General features: G+C 70.7%; 22 protein-coding genes. 16 read left to right on the forward strand and 6 right to left on the reverse strand.

Going from position 1 to position 23,603, the window contains the following annotated elements:
• Window positions 1-91: 91 nt before the first annotated feature.
• Entirely contained in the window at window positions 92-2,119 is a 2,028-nt protein-coding gene (locus MTP13_RS05025) for a bifunctional copper resistance protein CopD/cytochrome c oxidase assembly protein (RefSeq protein WP_243569994.1), read from the forward strand.
• A 27-nt stretch (window positions 2,120-2,146) separates the two neighbouring features.
• Here the strand turns inward: MTP13_RS05025 and MTP13_RS05030 are convergent, their stop codons facing one another.
• Entirely contained in the window at window positions 2,147-3,193 is a 1,047-nt protein-coding gene (locus MTP13_RS05030) for a hypothetical protein (RefSeq protein ID WP_243569995.1), read from the reverse strand.
• A gap of 156 nt (window positions 3,194-3,349) precedes the next feature.
• Here MTP13_RS05030 and MTP13_RS05035 point away from each other — a divergent pair, with 156 nt between their 5' ends.
• The 3 genes from MTP13_RS05035 to MTP13_RS05045 all read left to right on the forward strand — a co-directional run bounded on the left by MTP13_RS05035 (window position 3,350) and on the right by MTP13_RS05045 (window position 6,984).
• Complete coding sequence (locus MTP13_RS05035; protein ID WP_243569996.1) at window positions 3,350-4,666, forward strand: ATP-dependent DNA helicase; 1,317 nt, start codon at window positions 3,350-3,352, stop codon at window positions 4,664-4,666.
• A 182-nt stretch (window positions 4,667-4,848) separates the two neighbouring features.
• Window positions 4,849-6,099, forward strand: a complete 1,251-nt coding sequence (locus MTP13_RS05040) for a serine hydrolase domain-containing protein (RefSeq protein ID WP_243569997.1) — start codon at window positions 4,849-4,851, stop codon at window positions 6,097-6,099.
• 42 nt (window positions 6,100-6,141) lie between these two features.
• A complete protein-coding gene (locus MTP13_RS05045; protein WP_243569998.1) occupies window positions 6,142-6,984 on the forward strand; it encodes a class II glutamine amidotransferase in 843 nt (280 codons plus the stop codon).
• A gap of 81 nt (window positions 6,985-7,065) precedes the next feature.
• Here the strand turns inward: MTP13_RS05045 and MTP13_RS05050 are convergent, their stop codons facing one another.
• Complete coding sequence (locus MTP13_RS05050) at window positions 7,066-7,590, reverse strand: SRPBCC family protein (protein ID WP_243569999.1); 525 nt, start codon at window positions 7,588-7,590, stop codon at window positions 7,066-7,068.
• 221 nt (window positions 7,591-7,811) lie between these two features.
• The gene (locus tag MTP13_RS05055; protein ID WP_243570000.1) at window positions 7,812-7,976 is read right to left on the reverse strand and encodes a hypothetical protein; all 165 of its coding nucleotides are present in this window, start codon (window positions 7,974-7,976) and stop codon (window positions 7,812-7,814) included.
• Between the two features lie 259 nt (window positions 7,977-8,235).
• Here MTP13_RS05055 and MTP13_RS05060 point away from each other — a divergent pair, with 259 nt between their 5' ends.
• Together MTP13_RS05060 and MTP13_RS05065 are read left to right on the forward strand one after the other, a co-directional pair.
• Window positions 8,236-9,123: an SDR family oxidoreductase gene (locus tag MTP13_RS05060; protein WP_243570001.1), complete on the forward strand. Its 888-nt coding sequence runs from the start codon at window positions 8,236-8,238 to the stop codon at window positions 9,121-9,123.
• A 12-nt stretch (window positions 9,124-9,135) separates the two neighbouring features.
• On the forward strand, window positions 9,136-10,131 hold the full coding sequence (locus MTP13_RS05065) for a DNA topoisomerase IB (RefSeq protein WP_243570002.1): 996 nt from the start codon (window positions 9,136-9,138) through the stop codon (window positions 10,129-10,131).
• A gap of 59 nt (window positions 10,132-10,190) precedes the next feature.
• Here MTP13_RS05065 and MTP13_RS05070 read toward each other — a convergent pair whose 3' ends face one another.
• Both MTP13_RS05070 and MTP13_RS05075 read right to left on the reverse strand, forming a co-directional pair.
• Complete coding sequence (locus tag MTP13_RS05070) at window positions 10,191-12,122, reverse strand: right-handed parallel beta-helix repeat-containing protein (RefSeq protein WP_243570003.1); 1,932 nt, start codon at window positions 12,120-12,122, stop codon at window positions 10,191-10,193.
• Window positions 12,123-12,209: 87 nt separating this feature from the next.
• A complete protein-coding gene (locus MTP13_RS05075; RefSeq protein WP_243570004.1) occupies window positions 12,210-12,920 on the reverse strand; it encodes an SDR family NAD(P)-dependent oxidoreductase in 711 nt (236 codons plus the stop codon).
• A 26-nt stretch (window positions 12,921-12,946) separates the two neighbouring features.
• Between MTP13_RS05075 and MTP13_RS05080 the strand changes: the two genes are divergently transcribed.
• The gene (locus MTP13_RS05080) at window positions 12,947-13,261 is read left to right on the forward strand and encodes an L-rhamnose mutarotase (protein WP_243570005.1); all 315 of its coding nucleotides are present in this window, start codon (window positions 12,947-12,949) and stop codon (window positions 13,259-13,261) included.
• Between the two features lie 2 nt (window positions 13,262-13,263).
• Here the strand turns inward: MTP13_RS05080 and MTP13_RS05085 are convergent, their stop codons facing one another.
• Complete coding sequence (locus tag MTP13_RS05085; protein ID WP_243570006.1) at window positions 13,264-14,013, reverse strand: SDR family NAD(P)-dependent oxidoreductase; 750 nt, start codon at window positions 14,011-14,013, stop codon at window positions 13,264-13,266.
• Window positions 14,014-14,214: 201 nt separating this feature from the next.
• Between MTP13_RS05085 and MTP13_RS05090 the strand changes: the two genes are divergently transcribed.
• The 9 genes from MTP13_RS05090 to MTP13_RS05130 all read left to right on the forward strand — a co-directional run bounded on the left by MTP13_RS05090 (window position 14,215) and on the right by MTP13_RS05130 (window position 23,598).
• Window positions 14,215-15,096, forward strand: a complete 882-nt coding sequence (locus MTP13_RS05090; protein WP_243570007.1) for a sugar phosphate isomerase/epimerase family protein — start codon at window positions 14,215-14,217, stop codon at window positions 15,094-15,096.
• Window positions 15,093-16,277 (forward strand): M20 metallopeptidase family protein, encoded by a 1,185-nt coding sequence (locus MTP13_RS05095; RefSeq protein WP_243570008.1) that lies wholly within the window; start codon window positions 15,093-15,095, stop codon window positions 16,275-16,277. The genes MTP13_RS05090 and MTP13_RS05095 overlap by 4 nt, the downstream gene beginning before the upstream one ends.
• On the forward strand, window positions 16,274-17,218 hold the full coding sequence (locus MTP13_RS05100) for a thiamine pyrophosphate-dependent dehydrogenase E1 component subunit alpha (protein WP_243570009.1): 945 nt from the start codon (window positions 16,274-16,276) through the stop codon (window positions 17,216-17,218). The genes MTP13_RS05095 and MTP13_RS05100 overlap by 4 nt, the downstream gene beginning before the upstream one ends.
• Window positions 17,211-18,197, forward strand: a complete 987-nt coding sequence (locus MTP13_RS05105; protein WP_243570010.1) for an alpha-ketoacid dehydrogenase subunit beta — start codon at window positions 17,211-17,213, stop codon at window positions 18,195-18,197. The genes MTP13_RS05100 and MTP13_RS05105 overlap by 8 nt, the downstream gene beginning before the upstream one ends.
• A gap of 15 nt (window positions 18,198-18,212) precedes the next feature.
• Window positions 18,213-19,526, forward strand: coding sequence for a hypothetical protein (locus tag MTP13_RS05110; protein ID WP_243570011.1), 1,314 nt, complete (start codon window positions 18,213-18,215; stop codon window positions 19,524-19,526).
• Between the two features lie 7 nt (window positions 19,527-19,533).
• On the forward strand, window positions 19,534-20,373 hold the full coding sequence (locus tag MTP13_RS05115; protein WP_243570012.1) for an amidohydrolase family protein: 840 nt from the start codon (window positions 19,534-19,536) through the stop codon (window positions 20,371-20,373).
• A 108-nt stretch (window positions 20,374-20,481) separates the two neighbouring features.
• Window positions 20,482-21,780, forward strand: a complete 1,299-nt coding sequence (locus MTP13_RS05120; RefSeq protein WP_243570013.1) for an ABC transporter substrate-binding protein — start codon at window positions 20,482-20,484, stop codon at window positions 21,778-21,780.
• Complete coding sequence (locus MTP13_RS05125; RefSeq protein WP_243570014.1) at window positions 21,770-22,723, forward strand: carbohydrate ABC transporter permease; 954 nt, start codon at window positions 21,770-21,772, stop codon at window positions 22,721-22,723. Before MTP13_RS05120 ends, MTP13_RS05125 begins: the two co-directional genes overlap by 11 nt.
• A complete protein-coding gene (locus MTP13_RS05130; protein WP_243570015.1) occupies window positions 22,720-23,598 on the forward strand; it encodes a carbohydrate ABC transporter permease in 879 nt (292 codons plus the stop codon). The genes MTP13_RS05125 and MTP13_RS05130 overlap by 4 nt, the downstream gene beginning before the upstream one ends.
• Window positions 23,599-23,603 lie beyond the last annotated feature (5 nt).

Consider the following 23,603-nt stretch of genomic DNA (forward strand, 5'->3'; position numbering starts at 1 on the left):
CGCTCGAAGGGCGATCGGCTCCGGCCGGTCGCCCTTCGTCGTTCCGCGGGCGGCGGAGGAGCCCCTCAGGTGCAGCGCCTAGGCTGGTGCGGTGCCCCGTTCCGTTCGTGTGCTCGGCCCCGCCGTGCTCGTCGCCGCTGCGCTCATCGCGGTCCTCGTGGGCCTCTCCTTCGGCGGTGGCGCCGACCCGGTCCTGATCCAGGACCCCGGTCCCTTCGTGCGCTGGAGCCTGCCGATCGCGAAGCTCCTCGTGAACCTCGGCGCGGCGGGCATGATCGGCTCGCTCGTGCTGGCCCTCTGGGCGCTCAGCCCCGAGCGCGAGGAGTTCAACGCGGCCCTCGACGTCGCGGCCGCCTCCGCCGCGGTGATGACCGTCGCGAGCGCCGCGGCCGGCCTCATCACCTTCCTCGACGTGACGGGCGTGCCCTTCGACCTCGGCGAGCGCTTCGGCATGCAGCTCGGCCAGTTCGTGACGAGCATCGGGCTCGGCCAGGCCTGGCTGATGACGACCCTCGTCGCCGCAGCGGTGACCGTGCTGTGCTTCGCGGTGCGGAATCACACCGCCCTCGTCTTCGTCGCCGTGCTCGCGGTCTTCTCGCTCGTGCCGCTCGCCCAGCAGGGTCACGCGGCCGGCGCCGCCGGGCACAACCAGGCGATCACCGCCCTCGGCCTCCACCTCGTGTTCGCGGCGGTCTGGCTGGGCGGGCTGCTCACGATCGTGCTGCTGCAGCGCCGCCTCGGCGGGGAACGGCTCGTCGTCGTGCTCGCGCGGTACTCGACCGTCGCGCTCATCTGCTTCATCGTCGTGGCGATCTCGGGCTACGCCAGCGCGGCGCTGCGCATCGGCAGCTGGGATGCGCTCGGCACGCCCTACGGCATCCTCGTCATCGCGAAGGTCGGCGCGCTCATCGCGCTCGGCTGCTTCGGTGCGCTGCAGCGCACCTGGCTGATCGGGCGGATGCAGCGCAAGCAGCTCGCGGCCGAGGCATCCGCCCGCGGCTCGAAGACGGATGCCTCGGGGCGCACGCCCTTCGCGGAGTTCTGGTGGTTCGTGGTCGCCGAGCTCGCCTTCATGGGCATCGCCTCGGGCGTCGCGGCGGCGCTCGCCCGCACGGCGACGCCCGTCTCCGAGGACGTCGCCGGCGACCTCGCCCGCACGCCCGCCGAGATCCTCACCGGCGAGCTGCTGCCGCCGTGGCCCGACTGGTACCGCTTCTTCACCGAGTGGAAGCCCGACCTCATCTGGCTGCTCGCTTGCGGCTTCGGCATCTTCTTCTACCTCGCCGGGGTGCGCCGGCTGCGCCGCCGCGGCGACACCTGGCCGATCTACCGCGCCGTGCTCTGGGTCGCCGGCCTGCTGCTGCTCGCGTACCTCACGAGCGGCGGGGTGAACGCCTACCAGGAGTACCTCTTCTCGGCGCACATGCTCGGCCACATGGGCCTCACGATGGCCGTGCCGGTGCTGCTCGTGCCCGGCGCCCCGGTGACGCTCATCGCGCGCGCCGTGCAGGCCCGCAAGGACGGCTCACGCGGCGGCCGCGAGTGGGTGCTGCTCGCCGTGCATTCGAAGTTCGCCGGGATCATCGCGAACCCCTTCGTGGCGGCCGCCCTCTTCGTCGGCTCGCTCTGGGTGTTCTACTACTCGCCGCTGTTCCGCTGGTCGATGGTCGACCACATCGGGCACGAGTGGATGATCACGCACTTCCTCATCACGGGGTACCTCTTCGTGCAGTCGCTCGTGGGCATCGACCCGGTGCCGTACCGGCTGCCGTACGCGTTCCGCCTGCTGCTGCTTCTCGGCACGATGGCGTTCCACGCGTTCTTCGGCCTCGCCATCATGATGTCGACGGGGCTCATGCTCGCCGACTGGTACGGCGCGATGGGCTGGGGCACCGATGCGCTCGCCGATCAGCAGCTGGGCGGCGGCATCGCCTGGTCGATCGGCGAGATCCCGACGTTGGCGCTCGCCGTGACCGTCGCGATCCAGTGGGCGCGCAGCGACGAGAAGGAGTCCCGCCGCCGCGACCGGCACGCGGATCGCACCGGGGACGCCGAGCTCGAGGCGTACAACGCGCAGCTCGCCGCGATCGCGGAGCACGATCGGGCGCCGCGAGACTGAGTCGGGGCGGGCGCGGCTGCGCTCGCGCTACTTCAGCTGCACCGCGATCGAGCCGTCGGGCTTGATGCGGGCGTCGAGGGCGACCGTGAAGCCGCGGTCCTCCTCGAGGGTGGAGATCTCGCCGTCGAACAGCGACTGCACCTCGACCGAGATGTGCGCGGTGCCGGCCGTGGCCGGCATCTCGAAGGCGGTCTCTCCGGCGGTGAGCGTGACGGTCGGGCTCGCGACGATCGACCAGACGGGATCGCTCAGGATGCGGTCGTCGATGTCGATGCCGAAGGGGCAGTCCGTCGGGTTCAGCACCTGCTGCTCGGTGCAGCCCGCGAGGTAGAGGTCGAGCTGCGCCTGCACGCGGTCGACGAACGCCTGCGTCGGCTGCGCATCGACGGTCACGGCGCCGCGCACGCCAGGTTCGGCGACGGCGATGACGTGCGGCGCCTGCAGCAGCTGCGAGTCGTACTCGAACTCGTAGGCGGCGGGGGCGATCGCGAGGTACGGCGTCGTCTGCGTGAAGTTCGCCAGCTCGTCCTCGGGCTTCGTCGCCCGGGTGTCGAGGGTGAGGTCGCCGACCGTGAACTGGGGCGAGTGCGCCGCGGTGACGTCGATGATCGCGAGCGGGCTCTCGGCGAAGGCCCAACGGTTCAGCACCCCGTAGAGCGGCTCGATCGGCTTCACCTCGAAGGTGGTCTCGGCGATGGCGGTGTCGATGCGGTAACTGACCGTGACCGAGTGGGTGCCGTCGTCGTGGGCGACGTCGTCGACGATGCGCACGTCGGCCGGCCCCGCGTCGACGATGCCGGAGCGGAGCATCGCGGTGGAGACGTCGGTCGGCAGGCCGAGCGCGTCGAGCGCCTTGGCGTCGAGGGCGACGCCCGGCGTCGTGGCGGCGGTCGCGAGATCGTCGTCGGCGATGGCCGAGAGGTAGCGCTCGACGAAGTTCGAGGCGCCGTACACGGTCTGGTTGAGCCCGCCGAGGGCCGCGAGGAAGGCGCCCCCGAGCAGCGCACCCGCGCCGACCCAGCCGATGACGGCGAGCGGCGAGATGCGCCCGCGTGCTGCGTCCCGCTTCCCCACCCGGCCAGTCTATGGGCGGCCCTCCGGCGCAGACTGAGGATGTCCCGAGCCGGAGCCCACCCGGCGTTAGGGTGGGAGCGCGCCCGGCGGGCGCCCCGTCGCGGTTCGACACCGCGGCATCCGCATCCGAGCAGAGATCAACGAGCCGAGACTCCCGTGCAGTCAGTCACCCTCACCCGCGAGCAGGCCGCGGTGTTCGAGGCGATCGAGCACACCCGCGAGCACGTGTTCGTCACCGGTCGCGCCGGCACGGGCAAGTCCACGCTGCTCAGCCATCTCAACTGGCACACCAAGAAGCAGATCGTCATCTGCGCGCCGACCGGCGTGGCCGCGCTGAACGTGGGCGGCCAGACCATCCACTCGCTGTTCCGGCTGCCGATCGGGGTGATCGCCGATCACGCGATCGACCAGAACGACCAGGTGCGCAAGATCCTGAACGCCATGGACACGCTCGTCATCGACGAGGTGTCGATGGTGAACGCCGATCTGATGGACGCCATGGACCGGGCGCTGCGGCAGGCGCGGCAGCGGCAGGCCGAGCCGTTCGGCGGGGTGCAGGTGGTGCTGTTCGGCGACCCCTATCAGCTCGCACCGGTGCCGGGCGACGTCGAGGAGCGGCGCTACTTCGCCGACACCTACCGTTCGATGTGGTTCTTCGATGCGAAGGTCTGGGGCGAGACCGCGCTGCGCATCTTCGAGCTCGGCGAGGTGCACCGCCAGAGCGACGACCGCTTCAAGTACATGCTGAACGCCGTGCGGCACGGCATGGTCACGGCGGAGATCGCCGGGGTGCTGAACGAGATCGGCGCACGACGGCCGCTCCCCGAGCAGGGCGCGATCACCCTCGCGACGACGAATGACACCGTCAACCGCATCAACCGCGCCCAGCTGAAGCGGCTGCCGGGCGAATCGCTCGCGAACCCGGCCGAGGTCAACGGCGACTTCGGCGGGCGCACCTTCCCCGCCGACGAGCGGCTCGAGCTGAAGGTCGGGGCGCAGGTGATGTTCCTGCGCAACGACACCGCGATCGGGCCGGACGGGCAGCGCTGGGTGAACGGCACGATCGGCACGGTCGTCTCGCTCGACGGCGAGGTGATCGTCGACATCGACGGCGAGGAGCACGAGGTCGAGCCGGTCACCTGGGAGAAGTACCGATACCGCTGGGACCCGGCGGCGAAGAAGCTCGAGCGCGAGATCGTGGCGGAGTTCACGCAGTTCCCGCTGCGGCTGGCGTGGGCGGTCACCATCCACAAGTCGCAGGGGGCGAGCTACGACACGGCCATCGTCGACCTGGGGTCGCGGGTGTTCAGCCCCGGCCAGACGTACGTGGCGCTCAGCCGGCTGACGTCGCTCGAGGGGCTCTACCTGGCACGCCCGCTGCGGCCGAGCGACATCATCGTCGACCGCGACGTCGAGCGCTTCATGTCGGGGGCGATGCGGCCGCAACTCGGCGAGCAGCCGTCGGCGCGGTAACCATCCGAGGCGGTTTCCCGCCTGGAATCAGGGATGCCTCGGGGGATCCCCTGACGGGCGGCGGCGCGCCGCCGGGGTAGAATCGCACCGGACACAAGCTAGGGGGGCTGGTGGCTGAGCAACGGCTTTCTTCGCGCGCGCGGCGCTCACGGCGTCGCGGACGCCTCGCCGGGCTCGCCGCGATGGTCGCCGCAGCCTCCCTCGTGCTCACCGCCTGCACCGGCGGCGGCCCCGATCCGGCCCGCAGCTTCGACGAGCTCGACCGCGCCCTGCCGGACTCCACCGTCGAGCAGCTGCAGGGGGTGCTCGAGGAGGCGGTGCGCCAGAGTGGATCGAGCGGCGGCTTGGCCGGCGTCTGGGCGCCGTGGTCCGGCACCTGGCAAGGCGTAACCGGCACGACCGGGTTCGAGGATCACGCGCCGAAGGTCACGCCGCAGACGAAGTTCCGCCTGACGACGGGCACCACCGAGATCACCTGCACCGTGCTGCTGCGCCTCGCCGACGCCGGAGTCGTGAAGCTCGACGACCACGTCAGCCGGTACGTCGACTCGACCCCCGGCATCGACGGCATCACGCTGCGGCAGCTCTGCCAGCAGACCTCCGGCCTCGGCGACTTCTACCCGTCGCTCAAGGCGCACTTCGCGGCCAATCCGCAGCGGGTCTGGAGCGAGACCGAGCTCATCTCGGGCGGCCTCGCCGCCGGCCGCGCCGCCGAGCCGGGCGAGAGCTGGTCGCCGTCGCAGGCCGGCGTCATGCTGCTCTCGCTCGCCCTGCGCAACGCGACGGGGCGGGACTGGAACTCGCTCGCCGAGGACTACGTCTTCGGTCCGCTCGCGATGGACGACACGACCCTTCCCGCGCCCAGCGACGTCGACCACCACGGCATGCTGGGCGGCTATCTCGCGAAGCTCGGCCCCGACGGCGCCGTCGACTGCGCCGCGAAGTACGACGACTCGAAGCAGTCGAGCTCGATGGGCGGCGCCGCCGCCGGCGCCGTCACCACCCTGGTCGATGCGCAGGCGCTCAGCGAGGCCTTCGCCACCGGCGCGCTGCTCGACGAGCGGTTCGCGCGCGAGCAGTGGACCCTCGTCCCGATGAGCGGCGACGCGCCCGCCTGGCAGGGCTACGGCCTCGGCGGCGCGCAGTACGGCCCCATGCGCGGCATCGCCGGTGAGGGCCCCGGCGCGCTCACCGCTGCATTCACCGACCCGAAGTCCGGGCTGACCGTCGTCGTCGCGCTGAACGACTCGACCTCTGGCGCCGACTTCGTCCGCGAGGTGGCGTTCGCGCTCGCCTCGATCGCCTCGAAGGCGGAGGCGGCGCCCGATCACGAACGCCCGATGGTCGAGTTGCCCTGGTCGCTCGACCAGTCGGTGGCGAGGATGGCGGAACTCGCGGTCTGCCCGGCCGAGGAGGTCGCGGCGGCGGAGTGAGGGCGGGCCATCCGTCGCTCGCTCGAAGAGGAGATGAGACCGATGTGCCGATGGCTCGCGTACTCCGGTGACCCCCTGCAGATCTCACGGGTGGTGCTCGACACGAAGCACTCGCTCGTGGCGCAGTCGCTGAACTCGCCGCTCGGCGCCGAGACGGTGAACGGGGACGGCTTCGGACTCGGCTGGTACGGGCCGTCCCGCGACCCGGGCGACGCCCCGGCGGTGTTCCACAGCATCGAGCCGGCCTGGCACGACGAGAACCTGCGCGAGCTCGCGCAGGCCGTCGAGAGTCAGCTCTTCTTCGCCCACGTGCGGGCGGCGGCCGGGCCGCCCATCCAGCAGACGAACTGCCATCCGTTCCGATACGGGCGGTGGCTCTTCATGCACAACGGGGCCATCGCGGGCTTCTCCGCGATGAAGCGGGAGCTCCTGCTCGAGGTCGCGCCGGAGTTCTTCCTCGGCATCCGCGGCACCACCGACTCGGAGCTCGTGTTTCATCTCGCGCTCACGTACGGGCTCATGGACGACCCGGTCGAGGCGATGGCCCGCACGCTGCGGAGAATCGAGGAGGCGGGCCGCGGCTACGGCGTCGCGGCGGCGGTGCAGGGCACCTTCGCGGTGACCGACGGGGCGACGGTCTGGGCATTCCGCTACTCGAGCGAGCATCGCAGCCGCACGCTCTTCCACTCGGAGGACATCGACGTGCTGCGGGCCATGTACCCCGATTTCGAACGGCTGCGGGTCTTCGGCACCCGCGCTCGGCTCGTCGTGAGCGAGCCGCTGAACGACCTGCCCGGGGCGTTCATCGAGGTGCCGGAATCGACCGCGGTCGTGGTCACCCCGGACGGCGCCTACGAGCACCAGCCGTTCCTCGCCCCCGCCTGACCGCCCCGAACGGCCGAGTTGCCCGACTTTCATGAAAGTCGGGCAACTCGGTGGTTCGGGGTGCGGCGGGATGCCGCGGGGTCAGAGCCGGAGGTCGGGGTCGTCGCCCAGGGTGCCGTCGCGGCCGAACTGCGGGGCGGTGCCCGGCGCCGCGTCGTGCACCTCGCCGCGCCAGGCGCCGGTCGGCGTCTCGCGCCGCTCGATGAACTCCTTGAAGTGCTGCAGGTCGCGCTTCACCAGCACGTCGTCCAGCTGCAGCGCCGCGCCGGCCTTCTCGACGAAGCCCTCGGGCTCCCACTCCATGGTCAGCTCGACGCGGGTGCGCCCGTCGGCCTCGGGCCGGAAGGCGACCCGGCCGCGATGCGCGACCTCGCCGACGCTGCGCCAGGCGACGTGCTCGTCGGGCACCTGCTCGGAGATCTCGGCGTCGAACTCGCGGCGCACGCCGCCGAAGCTCACCACCCAGTGGGTCAGCGCGTCGTCGATCTGGGTGATCGAGTCGACGCCGCTCAGGAACTCGGGGAACGACTCGAACTGCGTCCACTGGTCGTAGGCGGTGCGGACCGGCACGTCCACGTCGATGTCGGCGGTGATCGTGGTGCTCATCTCGGCGACTCCTCTCGTCGGTGTTCGGTTCGTCAGCGACGGTACGGAAGCCCGCTGAGGAAGCCGAGGGGCTTGCGGATGCCGAAGCGAGCGGGTAGCGCGCGAGGCATCCGCGCCGTCGCCGATCCGACCCCAGACACACCGAAACCCCGAGTTGCCCGACTTTCATGGAAGTCGGGCAACTCGGGGTTTCGGTGTGTCTGCTGGACCGGGTCGGCGGCTCAGACGCCGCGGCGACCCGCGATCGCTCGGATCAGCCAGCTGATCACGGCGATCGCCAGCAGCACGAGTCCCACCCACAGCAGGAAGTTCAGCGACTGCACGAGTCCGCCGGTGATCGCCAGGATGATGGCGATGATGACGATGATGATCAGCAGGATGTTCATTGGAACCCCTTCCTCGGGACGGCGCATCCGACGTGAATGCCCGATGGCAACACCTTCACGCTAGGGGAGTCCGCCAGACGCCCTCTGGGGGTTGACGCGGACGCTTCAGACGTGCAAATGCGCGGGAATCCGGGGGAGGCGGCCCGTTTGTCGCGGCCGGAGCCGAGTGTCAACCCCCTGCAGCGACGCCCCCGGCGGTGCCTACCGTAAATGCGTACACAGAGAAGCGACGACGACGAAGATCGCCGAGGAGGAGACCATGGCACGCACCACGACCCTCATCGACCCCACCACGAAGCACCCCCGGGGTCCATTTCCGCGGCAGGAGCAATCCGCTCCCGGGGTCACCGAGGACATGACGCCGAAGCCCGACCACGGCGAGGAGAGCTATCGCGGCTCGGGTCGTCTGCAGGGACGCCGCGCGCTCATCACCGGAGGCGACTCGGGCATCGGCCGCGCGACCGCGATCGCGTTCGCCCGGGAAGGCGCCGACGTCGCGATCGGCTACCTCGAGTCCGAGCACGCCGACGCCGAGGAGACGGCCCGTTGGATTGAGGACGCGGGAAGCCAGGCGCTGCTGCTGCCGGGGGACCTGCGCTCGGAAGCGCACTGCGAGCAGATGATCGAGCGCGTGAGCTCCACCTTCGGCGGCATCGACCTGCTGGTGCTGAACGCGGCGCACCAGCGCGACCGCGGCGGCATCGATGAGATCCCGACCGACGACTTCGAGACCGTGATGCGGGTGAACCTGTTCGCCCCGGTGTTCCTCGCGCGGGCCGCCGTGCCGAAGCTGCGCCCGGGTTCGAGCATCATCACCACCGCGTCGATCCAGGGATTCGACCCGTCCTCCCGGCTCGTCGACTACGCCATGACGAAGGCGGCGCTCGTCGCGTTCACGAAGGCGCTCGCCGAAGAGCTCGGGCCCCGGGGCATCCGCGTCAACGCCGTGGCGCCGGGCCCGATCTGGACGCCGCTGATCCCCGCGACCGGATGGCCCGACAAGCTGCCGCAGTTCGGCAAGAACACGCCGTTGGGCCGCGCCGGGCAGCCGGCCGAACTCGCCGGCGCGTACGTCTACCTGGCGTCGGAGGACGCCTCCTACGTCTCGGGCGCGGTCCTGCCGGTCACCGGCGGACGCGGCCTCTGACGGGGGCCCCGGATGCCGCGGCTGCGCCGGGTGCAGCCGTACGTGTCGCCCGGCTATCAGCGGCGGCGCCGCGGCTCCGGGTTCGAGTACCGGCATGCCGACGGCGGGCTCGCCGGTCGCGCCGAGCGGCGGCGCATCGAGGAGCTCGCGATCCCGCCGGCATGGACCGAGGTCTGGATCGCGGAGGCCCCGAACGCGCACATCCTCGCGGTCGGGGTCGACGCGGCGGGACGCCGGCAGTACCGCTACCACCCGGCCTGGCGGGAGCGGCAGGACGCCGAGAAGTTCGAGCGGATGTCGGAGCTCGCCCGGGTGCTGCCCGACGCCCGCCGCTCGGTGCGTCGGCAGCTCGCGGCGGAGGGGCGCGGGCGGGAGCGCGCGCTCGCGGCGGCCTTCCGCACGCTCGATCTCGGGGCGCTCCGCGTGGGTGGCGAGGAGTACCTGCTCGCGGCCCGCACGCGCGGCCTGACGACGCTGCTCATGCGCAACGCGAGCGTCGAGGGGGAGCTCGTTCGGCTGCGGTTCCGGGCGAAGGGCGGAGCACTGCACCGGATCGAGCTCGCCGACGCGGGCCTCGTCGGCTTCGTCGAATCCGGAGCGGACGCCCGGCCCAGCTCGCGGCTCTTCAGCTGGCGGGCGGACGCGGCGACTCGGGCGGCGCTGCGGGCCATCACGGCGAGCGAGGTGAACGACGACATCCGCGAGCGCACGGGCGGCGACTTCACCGCCAAGGACTTCCGCACGCTGCGCGGCACGCTCGCCGCCGCCGAGCACCTGGCCGCCGAGGGGCCGCTCGGCACGAAGCGGGCGCGGAGCGCGGCGATCCGGGGCGCGTACGTCGCGGCATCCGAGGTGCTGCACAACACCCCCACGATCGCGAAGTCGAGCTATGTCGACCCGCGCGTCGTGCGCGCCTACGAGTCCGGCTTCGTGCTCGCGACGAGCCGACGCCCCGAGGCGGCGCTCGTCCCCCTCCTCGAGGAGGAGCGCGTCGGCGAGGCGGGGTGAAGCGGGGCTCGCCCACGTCCGGACCGGACGTGGGCGAGCCGAGGTCGACGAGCGGCGGATCAGGGGCCGGCGGCGGCCTTCACCGCCTCTGCCCCGGCGGGCCAGCTGGTGATGCCGGTCACGTTCGATCCGATCGTGTTCGTGCCGGACCCGTTCGCCACCCGCGATGACTGGGTATCCGTCCAGTTGTCCCAGAGCGCGTTGTAGGTGCCGCCGAGGTTGTACCAGTAGACCCCGTCGGACCGCTCGACGACGTTGCCCGTGATGTCGAAGCGCGAGGCCCCGCTGTCGAGGTAGATCGCCGCGATCGAGCGGCCCTGGTTGTGCACCCAGTTGTTGGTGATCTTGTTGCGGTCCCCTGGGGCTCCCGCACCGGTCGCGGTCTCACCGTTCAGGTAGATGCCGCCGCCGTCGATCAGCCCGGCCGGAGCGGCGAGCATCGTGTCGTGCACGTTGTTGCCGTGGATCCGGTTGTTGTTCAGGTAGCTCGGGCGCACACCCCACCCCCAGCCGAGCGAGATGCCCGAGTACGAGGTGTTCTTGATCTCGTTGTTCAGGATGGTCGTGTCGGCGACATAGCCGGCGAAGATCCCGACGCCGCCGCGGTAGCGCACGGCGCAGCCGTCGAGCGTGTTGTACGAGATCGTGTTGCCGCGGTCCCGCTCAGCCTCAGTCGCGGGATTGTTCTTGATCACATGACCGATCGCGACGCAGTTCGCACCGCTGTCGGTGATGGAGGAGTGCGAGAGGGAGTTGCTGTGGGCGCCGTCCCACATCCGCACCGCCGTGGAGCCGATGTTGGCGATCGTCAGCCCGCCGAGGTCCACGTCGGTCGTGGACTTGAGCTCGAGGGCTCCGACGGGGGTGCGCATCTCGCAGGTCAGCGCCGTGCAGCTCGAGCCGACCTGGTAGACATTCGCCTGCGTCTCGGCGAAGCCGTTCGGGTCGTTCGGTGCGAGCCAGGTCGTGTTCTTGAAGGTGATGCCTTCGAAGCTGAGGTCGTGCACCGGTGAGGTCGGCGTACCGTTGAACTTCACGAGCGTCTCGAGGCGGCCGGCGACCGCGTCGATCGAGCTCATGTCCTCCCAGGCGTGCGGGTAGTAGAAGATGCCCTGATCGGGCGGGCTGTACATCCACTGTCCAGGGGACATCTGGGTGCGGAAGTCGTCGTTGAAGAACATGCCCTCGATGCGGCTCGGTTCGCGGACGGCGAAGGCCGGCTCATTCTTCTGGGTCGTGACGTTCGCGTAGCAGGGCTGCGCCATCGTGATCACCGACCAGCCGGCGGCACCGCTCTTGGGTGCGACGGACGCGACCCGGCACCGGGGCTCCGCCCAGCCGTTGACCGTGTTCGCGCCGATGCCGCTCCAGACGAACTCGACGCCGGCGCCCCAGGACTGGGGCCGCGTGTCGTGCACGATGTATCCCGCGTCGGTCTGCTGCCACTCGCCCCCCGCGAAGGGGTCGCCGGAGCCGAGGCTCGATCCCTGGTTCGCGTCGGCCTGGAGGCCGTTGACCGTGCCGGTGATCTGGGCGCGCGCGCCGTTGACGTAGACGTCGCGGGTCTGGAATCCGGGCGGCACGCTCGCCTTCCAGATGTCGAGGGGGCCGGCGATGCGGGTCCAGCCGGACAGCCGGGTGCCGCCCGAGACGACCGGCTTCTCGTCCTGGTATGCAGCGTAGGTGATGCGGTGGCCGTTCTGCCCGCTGTCGGCCGGGCCGAACGTGATCGTGCTGCCGAGCACGTACTCCCCGCCGCGGAGGTAGACCTCGATGGACGACGTCATGCCGGCGTTCACCGTCGCGACGACGTCGCGAGCGCGTTCGATGGTCTTGAACGGGGCCGCGAGAGTGCCCGCGTTGGCATCGTTCCCGCTTGGGGAGACGTAGTAGGGGCCGGCGGCGGCGTAGGCGGGGGCGACGTTGACGAGGGTGGCTCCGACGAACGCGAGCGCACCCAGTATCGCCATTGATAGGGTGGACTTCTTCATCACATCTCCTTTTGGCCGTAATTGGCCGTTTTGGAGAAGGTAGCGCTTGGCGGCCGTGGCCGCCAGAGGCAATTCGCCGAGGTCCGCTCAGACCGTCAGCACGGGGTTGGCGACGGCCGCCGCCTCGTCGCGGAGCAGCATTGCGATCGACTCCCCGACGGCGCCGGCGGAGTGGGTCGTCGCGAGGGCGGTCTCGAGGGGCACGCCCGCCGCGGTCGCGACGGCGCGCAGGAGGGGGGTGTCCACGCTCGCGGGCATGACGTTGATCACCCGGATCCCCGGGAGTGCGGCGTCGCCGGCGAGGGTCATCGCGAGGCCCTGGAGCCCGCCCTTGCTCGCGCCGTACGGGAGTGTGCCGGCGGGCATGGTGACCCCGCCCTGGGAGCCGATCAGCACGATGACGCCGCGGTGCATGCGGCGCGCCGAGGCTCGGGCGACGAGGAAGCTCCCGGTCAGGTTGATGTCGATCACCCGCCGCCACACCGCCGGGTCGGTGTCGCGGATGTCGGTGCTGGTGTCGAGCACGACACCAGCGCAGTGCACGACGCCGTCGAGTCGATCGAACCCGTCGGCTGCTTGCTCGAACGCGCCCTCGACCGAGGTCTCGTCGCTCACATCGACCGCCGCGAACCGTGCACCAAGGTCTGCGAGCCCGGATCTCTCCCATGCATTTCGGTCAATGTCCATTACAGTGACCGAAACGGAGTCGCGAAGCAGCGCCTCGGCGGTGGCCCGCCCGATGCCGCTCGCGCCACCCGTGACGACGATGTGCCGGGATGCCGGTTGACGAGGGTTCATGATGTCTCCCCTGGAGGTGGGCTGCGATGACGGAGCAGCGATGGTGTGTGATCTACGAGCTCGTGCCGGGCGCGGCGGCGGAGTACGCGCGACTCCATGAAGCGGTGCCCGAGGCGGTCCGCGACGCCCTGGTGGCGCAGGGACTGAGCGACTACTCCATCTGGGTCTACGGGGACCTCGTGGTCTCGAGCTATCGTGAACGGGCGACGGACTGGTCGCCGTCGCCCGAGGTGCAGCGCGAGCTCGACGCGTGGTCGGCCAGGCTGGCGCCGCTGTTCCTGCGGGTGGTGGAGGCGGACGGGGCGCCGATGGCTGCGCGCCGCGTGTTCCGGCTCGATTGAGCTCACCTCGTGTACACGTTGCCCTTGAGGGCGCCGGCGAGCGGGGAGAGAAGCAGCGCGAGCGCCTCCCCGACGGTCGCGACGTCCGTGGCTCCGGCGATGATCGCGTCGACCGACTCCTGGGACGCGCCGTTCGTCACCCGCTCTTGGAGCGAGTTCCGGTACAGCGGGGTGTCGACGGAGCCCGGGCAGAAGTTGTGCACCCGGATGCCGTACGGGGTCAACTGATGCTCCAGCGTCATGGCGAAGCCGTTCACCCCGCCCTTCGAAGCGCCGTACGGCAGCGATCCGCTCGGGGCGACGACGCCGGCCCCGGAGCCGACGAGGACGAGCACCCCGGCGCGGTTCGGGACGAAGCGCTCGGCGCTCGCGCGCGCGACCAGGAAGCTCCCGGTCAGGTTGATCTCGATGACCTGGCGCCAGGCCGCCGCGGAGATGTCGGTCAGCGAGGCCCCCTGCTCGCGCATGATCCCCGCGACGTGCAGCACCCCGTCGAGGCCGCCGAGCTCGCGGTCGACGGTCTCGAACGCGGCGGCGACGCTCGACTCGTCGCTGACGTCGAGCTCGACCGCCGTGGCGGTGGCGCCCTCGGCGCGGAGCTCCGCGGTCGTGCGCTCGAGGGCGAGCGGATCCCGGTCGGCGATCACGAGTCGCGCGCCGGCGCGGCCGGCGGCGAACGCGGCGGCCCGGCCGATCCCGCTCGCCCCGCCGGTGATCAGTACCCGCATGCCGACGATTCCGATATCGGTCATCTCAGTTCCTCCAAGCCTCAGTGGTCGCGATGGCGGGGGCCGAGGGGCAACCTGCTCTTCGACGACACCGTCGTGCGCACCAGGCCGGAGGGCCGCTTTCTCGGTTCCGATGGTGCGAGATTCCGCTGCCGAGCGTATCGGACATTGCACCGACATCCAATAGCGGACTAATATCGGGCATTATTCGAAACTGGAGGGCACGTGAGGGCAAGACTTGGGCTGGCCAATGCCAATATTCCGACCGAGTTCGAGGGATTCACCGAGGAGATCGTCGCGGACTGGCTCGCGTTGGGCGTCCGTGCGCTCGCGCTGCATTTCCTCGGACGTCACGAAGAAGTGGTCGAGCGAGGTGCCGCGCTTCGGGCCCGGCTGAACGAGCGGGACATCGAGGTGGTGCAGTACTCCGGCGTGAACGCGAACCTGGTGCACCCGAGCGAGGAGGTCCGGGCGCTGGCGCTCGATTCCGTGCGCCGGGCCATCCCCGCCGCACAGCAGCTCGGCGCTCGGATGATCCTCTCCGGAGCCGGCAGCACCTCGCCGGACCACACGGAGGCCTTCTACGGCCCCGCGGCGGCGAACTACACCGACGAGACCGCCGAGCGCCTCGTCGACGGCCTGCGCCGCATCGCACCGATGATCGAGGACGCCGGGTTGCAGTACGCGATCGAGTGCCACCAACTCACCACCATGCGCTCTCCGGCGGTCGTGCGGGAGATCCTCGACGCGGTCGACTCGCCCGCGGTGTTCGCGAACTTCGACCCGGTCAACCTGCTCGACTCGTCGTACGCGGTGCTGACGAGCGCTGACCGCATCCCCGAGATGGTGCGCACGATCGGCCCGCGCTACGCGTCAACCACGCATGTCAAGGACGCCGCCGTGCTGAACGATCTGGTCTGCCGAACGATCGAGGTGCCGCCCGGACAGGGCGTCATCGACGCGGCGGACATCTTCCGCGCGGCTGCGGAGATCCCCGCCGAGGCCACCATGGCGCTCATCATCGAGCATCTGAATCCGGCAGATTTCCGAGGCGCCGTCGACTACGTCCTCGCGCGCGCGGCCGACGTCGGTGTGGAGTGGGTATGACGACGTCCACCCTCGGTCTCGACGCGCGGCTCAGCGGCGACGAGTCCGCGGAGCTGCGCGAACTGCGCCGCGCCATCCACGGCGACCCGGAGCTCCGTTTCGACGAGCACCGCACGGGCGAGCGCCTGCGCGCCTTCCTCGACGGCATCGGCGAGCTCCGCCCCGGAGTCGCGGGGACGGGACTCGTCTGGACCCTCCGCGGCGACCAACCGGGGCCGAGCATCCTCGTCCGGGCGGACATGGACGCCTACCCGGTGACCGAGGAGAGCGGGGCGCCGTTCGCTTCCCGCACCCCCGGCGTCTCACACGCGTGCGGGCACGACGTGCACATGACCGTCGCCGCGGGGCTCGCCCGGCGGATCGCCGCGGGCGGGCTGCCGCGGGGGACGCTGACCGTGCTCTTCCAGCCCGCCGAGGAGATCCCGTTCGGTCAGCCCTCCGGGGCACGGGCCGTGCTCGACAGCGGAGCGCTCGCCGAACGGTACGACGCGGTGCTCGGCCTGCATTGCTGGCCCGAGCTCGAGGTCGGCTCGATCGGGATCGACGGCGAGATCGCGATGGCGGCGAAGGACGCGTTCCGCGTCGAGTTCGACGGCGAAGCGGCGCACGTGGCGATGCCGACCGGCGGGCGCGACGCGCTCGTCGCACTCAGCGCCTTCGTCCTGCAGTTCTACGCCGTCGTGCCCCGGCGCCGGGATGCGAGCGAGCCCGTCGCGCTGAACATCGGCACCGCGAGCGCGGGCAACTCGCAGAGCCAGCTGCCCCCCGCGTCTGTGCTGACCGGGACGATCCGGACCCATCACCGGGCGACGAGGGATCGCATCGTGGCCGCGGTCGACGCGCTCGCCGAGGGCGTGGCCGTGGCGCACGGCGTCGGCGCGCACGTCACCTGGTCGGACGCGATGCCGGCGGTGCAGAACGCGCCGGAGCTCGTCGCACGGGCGTCGGCGGCCCTCGGCCCGATCGCGGTGACTGAGGGGCTCGGCCTGCCGATGGCCTCCGAGGACTTCGCGCTCCTCGACGCTCTCGGGCCCGGCCTGTACCTGAAGCTCGGCGTGAGCGGGGACGAGACGCGTCATGCGCTCCACTCCCCGCGCTTCGCGCCGGACGAGCGCGCGATCGACGTGGGTGTCGACGCGCTCGAGACCATCATCCGAGATCTGCTGGAGGACGAACGTTGAGCGAACTCGAAGAGCTGTACCGCCGGATGCTCGTCATCCGGCGATTCGAAGAGGAACTCGCCGAGGTGAAGAAGCTCGGCGAAGTGCCGGGGTCGATCCACCTGTGCATCGGCCAGGAGGCCATCCCCGTGGGCGTGTCGGCTCTGCTGCTACCCGACGACTACGTCACCGCGACGTATCGCGGCCACGGCTGGGCGATCGAGCGGGGATCCGATCTCGCCGGCCTGTTCGGCGAGATCATGGGCCGGGCGTCCTCCGTCGCGGGCGGGCGAGCGGCGAGCCCCTACCTGAGCGACGCCTCCGTCGGCTTCATCGGCGAGAACTCCATCGTCGGCGCCGGCGTGCCGATCGCCCTCGGCGCCGCCCTCAGCTGCGACCGTCTCGGCGGCGGCCGCGTCTCGGTCGTGTCGATCGGCGACGGGGCGATGAACCAGGGCAACGTGCACGAGGCGCTCAACATGGCCGCGGTGCTCGCCCTGCCGCTCGTCGTGGTCGTCGAGAACAACGGGTACTCCGAGATGGTCCGGATCGAGGACATGGTCCGCGTGACGAACCTCGCCGAGCGGGGCGCCGCCTACGGCATCCCCGCCGAGACCGTCGACGGGAACGACCCCGTCGTCGTCGCCCGAGCGGCCGCGGTCGCCATCGAACGCGCGCGCACCGGCGGCGGCCCCTCCATCATCGAGGCGCGCACCCAGCGTCTCGTCGGCCACTACTCCGGGGATGCGCAGCACTACCGTCCGGCGGGCGAGGTGGCCGCGGCCCGGGAAGTCGAGCCGCTCGTGCGAGCCAGGGCCGCGCTGCTCGAGGCCGGCCGTGATGCGGCAGAGCTTGACGCGATCGCCGCGGGCGTCGACCGCGAGATCCAGGACGCGCTCGCCGCGGCCCGTCTCCTCCCCCTCCCCGATCCGACCACTGTCATGGAGCACGTCTATGCCTGAGATCAAGAACCTGAGCTACATCCAGGCCGTCAACCACGCGCTGCGCTGGTCGCTGGAGACGGTGCCGAACACGGTCGTCTTCGGCGAGGATGTCGCGGTGCCCGGCGGACCGTTCGGCGCGACCAAGAACCTGCACCGCGACTTCGGCGTCGACCGGGTCTTCGACCTCCCGATCTCCGAGACCGCCTTCCTCGGGATGGCGCTCGGCTCGGCCATGACCGGGCTCCGCCCGATCGCCGAGATCATGTACTCGGACTTCCTGTTCGTCGCGATGGACCAGGTCGTGAACCAGATCGCGAACATCCGGTACACCTCGAACGGCAAGTGGGGCGCGCCGCTCGTCATCCGCACGCAGCAGGGTTCGTCGCCGGGCGCTTGCGCGCAGCACTCGAAGTCGATCGAGGCGTACCTCGCCCACACTCCCGGGCTTCGCGTGGTCTGCCCGACGACGCCGATGGAGGCCTACCAGGCGATCCGCACCGCGGTCGTCTCCGATGACCCCGTGTTCGTCGTCGAGTCCCGCATGCTCTACCCGCAGAAGGGCGAGGTGCAGCTGGATGCCGAGCTCTGGCCCATGGGCGGCGCCCGGGTCGTTCGGCCCGGCGCGGACGCGACGATCGTGGCCTGGTCGAGGACCATGACGGCCGCACTCGAGGCTGGCGAGCAGCTCGCCGCGCGCGGGGTGGACGCCGAGGTCGTCGACCTGCGCTGGATCGCACCGCTCGACGTCGAGACCGTCGCGGACTCGGTCGCGAAGACCGGCCGGCTCGTCATCGCGCACGACGCCCCCGGGACCGGCGGGTTCGGCGGCGAGCTCGCCGCTCGGGTCGGCGAACGCTGCTTCGGACGGCTGCGCGCGCCGATCGCGCGGGTCACGGGCATCGATGCGCCGTTGCCCGCCGCTCCGGCGCTCCAGGACGTTGCGCTGCCGTCCGCGGATAGAATCGCGGGCGCAGTGCTCGAAACGATGTCGGCGTAGGCGAGAGGGGTCGCAGTGATCGGGGTGATCGGACCGCACGACTCCGTGCAGCTGGTTTCGCACGTCGCCGGCGTGCACGAGCTCGGCGATCAGCTCGTGACCCGCGCCTACGACCACGTCGACGAGGCGGTCGCGATCGCGAGGGAGCTCGGCACCCTCTGCGATGTGATCCTCTTCACCGGGCGGCTCCCCTTCCAACTCGCCGAACGTGCGGGCGGCATCGCGGCGGAGATGAGCTTCGTGCCGTACTCCGGAGCCGAGCTCTTCCGTGCGATTGCGCGGGCGGCGATCGACCATCGCGGCGAACTGCCGCTCGCGAGCGTCGACACGATCGAGCCGCAGATCGTCGCGGACTGCTTCGGCGAGCTCGGACTGCCGGTGCCGCCGCACATCCCGCTCGACGGAGAACGGGACTGGGCCGCGACGGTCGACGACTTCATCGCCTTCCACGAGGGGGCGCTCCGGGAGACTCCGGACGCGCTCGCGTTCACGTGCCTCTCCGAGGTGCACGCGGCGCTCACGGCGAAGGGCTACCGGGCGGCTCGCATCGAGCACTCGCGCATCGGCATCCACGAGGCGCTGCGCCAAGCGACGATGGCCGAGCGGCTGAACCGCAGCCGGGCGAGCCAGCTGGCGGTCGGCATCGTCAAGATCGTGGACTACCCCGCCCGGGCCGGCACGTACGAGCGGCACGCGACCCGGCTCCGAGTCGAGCAGACGCTGCTCTCGCTCGCGCACAAGCGCGGCGGCCGGGTGACGAAGGCCGACGGCGACTCGTTCGTCGTCGCCACCAACCGGGGCGGGGTGGACGCGGCGCTCGTCCGCAGCGCCTCGGGGCACGCCTCGTTGCTCGAGCCGCAGATCGAGGGGGTGCGCATCCTGTCGGGATTCGGCGTGGGCGACACCTATGCGGAGGCGGAGACCAACGCCGGCCAGGCGCTCCGGATCGCCGAGGGGTCGGGGCTCGCCACCGTCGTCTTCGCCGACGGCGAGGTCCGGACGGCCGGGGCGGGAGCCGATCCGCTGACGCTGCGCGAGACCGGGGCGCTCACGAAGCTCTCCGACGAGCTGGGCATCGGGCCCCTCTCCGTGCAGCGACTTCTCGGCGCACTTCGACGGGTGGACACTTCCTCGTTCAGTCCGCAGCAGCTCGCGGAAGCGTACGGGGTGCAGCCTCGCTCGATCCGCCGCATCCTCGGCCGACTGGTCGCGGCGGGATACGGCACGGAGGTCGGAATCAAGGCGCATGCCGGCGCCGGCCGCCCGCAGACGCTCTACAGCGTGGAGATGCAGCGGCTCACGAACGCGTCGATCGACGAGGCTCGTTGAGCGGGCCATGCTCGCCGATGCGCACATCCACCTCTTCCGCCGCGGGCTGACGGGCGGACTCGCCGAGGGCGCCGAGTTGCGCGGCTACCTGGAACTCGCCGCGCGGCATCGGATCGATCGCGCCCTCGTGGTCGCGTTCGAGGGCGTTCCGGAGACGCAGGGCAACAGCGAGGAGGTGCTCGCCGTCGCGGCGGAGCATCCCTGGCTGTTCCCCACCGCGTACCTGGACCTTGCCGCGCCGCCGCCGCCGGGCGCGTTGACCGCGCTGGTGGATCGCGGGTTCGCGGGGTTCTCCCTCTATCCGAGCCATGAGTCGGCGCTGCTCGACGGCTTGACGGCCGGTCATCGTCGCGAGCTCGACGAGGCGGGGAGGGTGCTCAGCCTCAACGTGCCGGGGGAGGACCTCGCCCCGGTCGCCGCGTTCGCTCGGGCGCTGCCGCGGGTGACGATCCTGCTCAGCCATCTCGGCGGCGACTACGGGCGCCCCGACCGGCTGCCGCCCGGATTCGGAGAGCTGGTGCAACTGCCCAACGTGCTGGTGAAGCTCTCGGGGCTGTACGCGCTCGATCCGGTCTATCCGCACGCCGGGGTCGCGGATCGGGTCGCCGCGACGATCGACGCCGTCGGGCCGGACCGGCTCGTCTGGGGCTCGGACTACGCGCCGGTGCTGTCGAGACTCGGCGAGGCGGAGGTGTTCGGCGTCCCCGACTGGCTGGGGGAGCGGCTGTCGGCCGCCGAACTGCGTCGTGTGCTCCATGACACGCTCGCCGAGCTGCTCGACGGAAGCGGTCCGCTCGGCGCCCCCCGCGACGGGGCCGATTCGGTTCGCCACGACAATTTCGGATGAAATAGCGTCTCGATTTCCGTTTGTCAGGTTTCGATCTCGTTAATCCCCTTGACAGCAAGGGAGTTACATGTCGTAGATTTAGGAATCAATTAAGGACATTGGGAGGCAATGATGCACAGTCCCGCTCGCAGCACCCGCACTGCGATGATCGCTGCGGCGTTGGTGGCGCCGCTCGCGCTGTCGGCCTGCGCCGGCTCGCCGAGCCAGGAGCAGACGGAGTCCGATCCGACGGCTCCGGTCGTCGTGTGGACGGACTCGACCCGGCAGCCGGGCTTCGAGGCGTACGCCGCTGCCCATCCCGACGTCGACCTCGAGATCACCGTCTACAAGCCCGCAGAGCTCATCTCGAAGGTGCAGCTGTTCAACGCCTCCGGCTCCGGCTGGCCCGACGTCGTCTTCGCCCCGGCGCAGGGGGCCGACCCGTACTACGAGTGGGCGGCGAGCCTCGACGACAAGATCGACGCCGACACCCTCGAGGGCTTCGGCACCGCGAACCGGCCCTGCGAGTTCAACGGCAAGACCTACTGCCTCGTCAACGACGTCTCGCAGATGGTGCTCTGGTACAACGCCGACCTCATGGCCCAGTTCGGCTACGAGGTGCCCACCACCTGGGACGAATACGCGGATCTCGGCAAGCGGGTCGCGAAGGAGCACCCCGGCTACCTCATCGGCAGCGCCGGCAGCTCCTTCATGTACCACAGCTTCTTCCGCGCCGCCGGCTGCCCCCTCCAGGACGTGACCGGCGAGAACGAGGTGCACATCGACGCCACCGATCCGAACTGCGTGGCCGTCGCGGAGATGCTCGACGAGCTCATCGCCGCGGGCGTCGTCTCGAACCTCGACCTGTGGAGCCCGGAGCTCACGACCCTCGCGCAGGAGGGCAAGGTCCTCATGCACCCCGGCGCCTCCTGGTTCGGCGAGTTCGTCTTCCGCCCCGAGGCATCCTGGGCCTTCGGCGAGGGCACGCTCGCGGCCGCCGCCTACCCGAAGTGGTCGGGGGCCGACGAGGCCTACTCGGCGAACGCCGGCGGCGGAACCTACATCGTCTCCAAGCACGCCGCGAACCTCGACGCGGCCGTCGACATCGCGACCTGGATGGCGACCTCCTCCGAGTACCAGGCGACGGCGCCGACCTACCCCGCCTACACGCCGGTGCTCGGCGAATGGGGCGAGCGCATCTCGGCCGACCCGTTCTACGCCGAGGACCCGATGCCGGTGCTCGCAGAGGCCGTCGATCTGATCAACCCGATCAACGACTACACGGTGCGCTACGACGTCGAGACCGCGTTCGGCACGGTCATCGTCCCTGTGGCGACCTCCGGGGGGTCCATCGCGGACGCCCTGCCGAAGCTCCAGGAGGAGCTCAAGAACCTCGCGCAGTCGGTGGGATACACCGTTGTCGACTGAGGTCCTCCGCACCACCCCTCGGGGCGAGCCGGTGACGGCTCGCCCCGGGGGCGCCCGGCCTGCGCGCCCCGCCTCCCCGCGCGGTGCGCGGAGGCGGTTCGGCCTGCTGCTCATCGCTCCGTACCTCGTGCTCCTGCTGCTCTTCGGCATCGGCCCGGTCGCGTTCGCCTTCGTCTCCGCGCTCGGTCTCTCCGACGTGCGCGGCGTGCTCTCGCCCTTCGCGCGGGCCATCGGCGACTTCCGGTTCCTGCCGGCGCTCACGAACGTCGCGATCTATCTGGCGATCTCGCTGCCGCTCATGATCGTCGGCGTCGTGGCGCTCTCGCTGCTCGTCGACACCCTCCGGCGTCGCTGGGCCGCGCCCCTGCTGCTCGTCTACACGCTGCCAGGTGCGATCACCGGAGCGGCCGCCGTGATGCTCTGGTACTTCATGCTGCAGCCGGCGCTCAGCCCGTTCGGCCCGGCGCTCCGCGCCATGGGCTTCGAGCGCGGGCCCGACATCTTCAACAACAGCTTCCTGGTGTGGATCTTCGCGCTGATGGCCTTCGCCGTCGGGTTCGGCCAGTGGGTGCTGGTCGTCACCGGTGCGCTGAAGTCCGTGAGCGAGGAGCTCCTCGAAGCGGCCAGGATCGACGGCTGCTCGGCGTGGCAGACCGCCGTCCACGTGAAGCTGCCCCTGATGCGGCGAACGCTGCTGTTCATGCTGATCCTCGCGTTCGCGAGCGGCATCCAGATCTTCGTCGAGCCGCAGATCCTGCACTCGGTCGCCGGCGTCGGCTCGACCTCCTGGTCGCTGAACCAGCTCGGCATGACCTACGCCTTCCTGAACGGCGATTTCGGCAGCGCGGCCGCGTTGTCCATGCTGCTCTTCGCGGTGTGCCTCGTCGTGGCGGTCTTCGTGCTCGTCCGAGGCCGCTTCCTCGACACGGAGCACGAACAATGAGCCGCCGCCGCGCCGACGTGACGCCGGTCCTCACGTTCATCCCCCTGCTCGGCCTCGCCGCGCTCTGCATCGTGCCGCTGCTGTGGCTGATCTTCGCGCCGACGAAGACCGACGCGCAGATCGTCGCTGACGCGCCGCTCAGCTTCGGCACCCTCTCCGGCTACGCGGACGCCTGGGGCAACCTGCTCTCGTTCCAGGACGGCATCATCCTCCGCTGGCTCTGGAACTCGGTCTGGTACTCGTCGGCGATCGTCGTCGGAGCCGTGATCGTCTGCCTGGCGGCGGGCTACGCGCTCGCCACCGCGCCGGTGCCGTTCCGCCGGACCATCCTCGTGGTGACCCTCATCGGCATGATCGTGCCGGCCGCGGCTCTCGTGCTGCCGCTCTTCCTCGAGATCAGCGCGCTCGGGCTGATGAACTCGCCCTTCGCTTTCATCCTGCCCTCGCTCTTCTTCCCGTTCGGCGTCTACCTCGCGTTCCTGCACTTCTCGGGCAACATCCCGCCCGAGATCCTGAACGCGGCGCGCATCGACGGCGCCGGCGAGTGGCGCGTGCTCTGGTCGGTGGCCCTGCCGCTGTCGAAGTCGCTCATCGGCATGCTCGCCTTCTTCTCGTTCGTCGCGAGCTGGGTGAACTTCTTCCTGCCGTTCCTGGTGCTGAACAAGTCCGAGGCCTACCCGCTCTCGCTCGGCCTGCAGGCGCTCATGGCCAACACCCCGGCCCTGAATCCCGCAGCAGGCGGCTCATTCATCCCGATCCACCGGCCGGAGGTGGCGCTCGCGGGCATCCTCGCGATCGTGCCGGTCGCGATCGTGTTCCTCTTCTCGCAGCGCTACCTCGCCCGGGGCATCCTGACCGGGTCGATCAAGGACTGACCGAC

It is taken from the genome of Agromyces soli, from assembly GCF_022811605.1.
In the GTDB taxonomy this organism is placed as follows: domain Bacteria; phylum Actinomycetota; class Actinomycetes; order Actinomycetales; family Microbacteriaceae; genus Agromyces; species Agromyces soli.

Excerpts from the sequence above, each read along its gene's own strand:
- MTP13_RS05040 (WP_243569997.1), top strand. The coding sequence starts at position 4,849 with ATGGTCGCCGCAGCCTCCCTCGTGCTCACCGCCTGCACCGGCGGCGGC.
- MTP13_RS05045 (WP_243569998.1), top strand. The coding sequence starts at position 6,142 with ATGTGCCGATGGCTCGCGTACTCCGGTGACCCCCTGCAGATCTCACGG.
- MTP13_RS05050 (WP_243569999.1), bottom strand. The coding sequence starts at position 7,590 with ATGAGCACCACGATCACCGCCGACATCGACGTGGACGTGCCGGTCCGC.
- MTP13_RS05055 (WP_243570000.1), bottom strand. The coding sequence starts at position 7,976 with ATGAACATCCTGCTGATCATCATCGTCATCATCGCCATCATCCTGGCG.
- MTP13_RS05060 (WP_243570001.1), top strand. The coding sequence starts at position 8,236 with ATGGCACGCACCACGACCCTCATCGACCCCACCACGAAGCACCCCCGG.
- MTP13_RS05065 (WP_243570002.1), top strand. The coding sequence starts at position 9,136 with ATGCCGCGGCTGCGCCGGGTGCAGCCGTACGTGTCGCCCGGCTATCAG.
- MTP13_RS05070 (WP_243570003.1), bottom strand. The coding sequence starts at position 12,122 with ATGAAGAAGTCCACCCTATCAATGGCGATACTGGGTGCGCTCGCGTTC.
- MTP13_RS05075 (WP_243570004.1), bottom strand. The coding sequence starts at position 12,920 with ATGAACCCTCGTCAACCGGCATCCCGGCACATCGTCGTCACGGGTGGC.
- MTP13_RS05080 (WP_243570005.1), top strand. The coding sequence starts at position 12,947 with ATGACGGAGCAGCGATGGTGTGTGATCTACGAGCTCGTGCCGGGCGCG.
- MTP13_RS05085 (WP_243570006.1), bottom strand. The coding sequence starts at position 14,013 with ATGACCGATATCGGAATCGTCGGCATGCGGGTACTGATCACCGGCGGG.
- MTP13_RS05095 (WP_243570008.1), top strand. The coding sequence starts at position 15,093 with ATGACGACGTCCACCCTCGGTCTCGACGCGCGGCTCAGCGGCGACGAG.
- MTP13_RS05105 (WP_243570010.1), top strand. The coding sequence starts at position 17,211 with ATGCCTGAGATCAAGAACCTGAGCTACATCCAGGCCGTCAACCACGCG.
- MTP13_RS05115 (WP_243570012.1), top strand. The coding sequence starts at position 19,534 with ATGCTCGCCGATGCGCACATCCACCTCTTCCGCCGCGGGCTGACGGGC.
- MTP13_RS05120 (WP_243570013.1), top strand. The coding sequence starts at position 20,482 with ATGATGCACAGTCCCGCTCGCAGCACCCGCACTGCGATGATCGCTGCG.
- MTP13_RS05130 (WP_243570015.1), top strand. The coding sequence starts at position 22,720 with ATGAGCCGCCGCCGCGCCGACGTGACGCCGGTCCTCACGTTCATCCCC.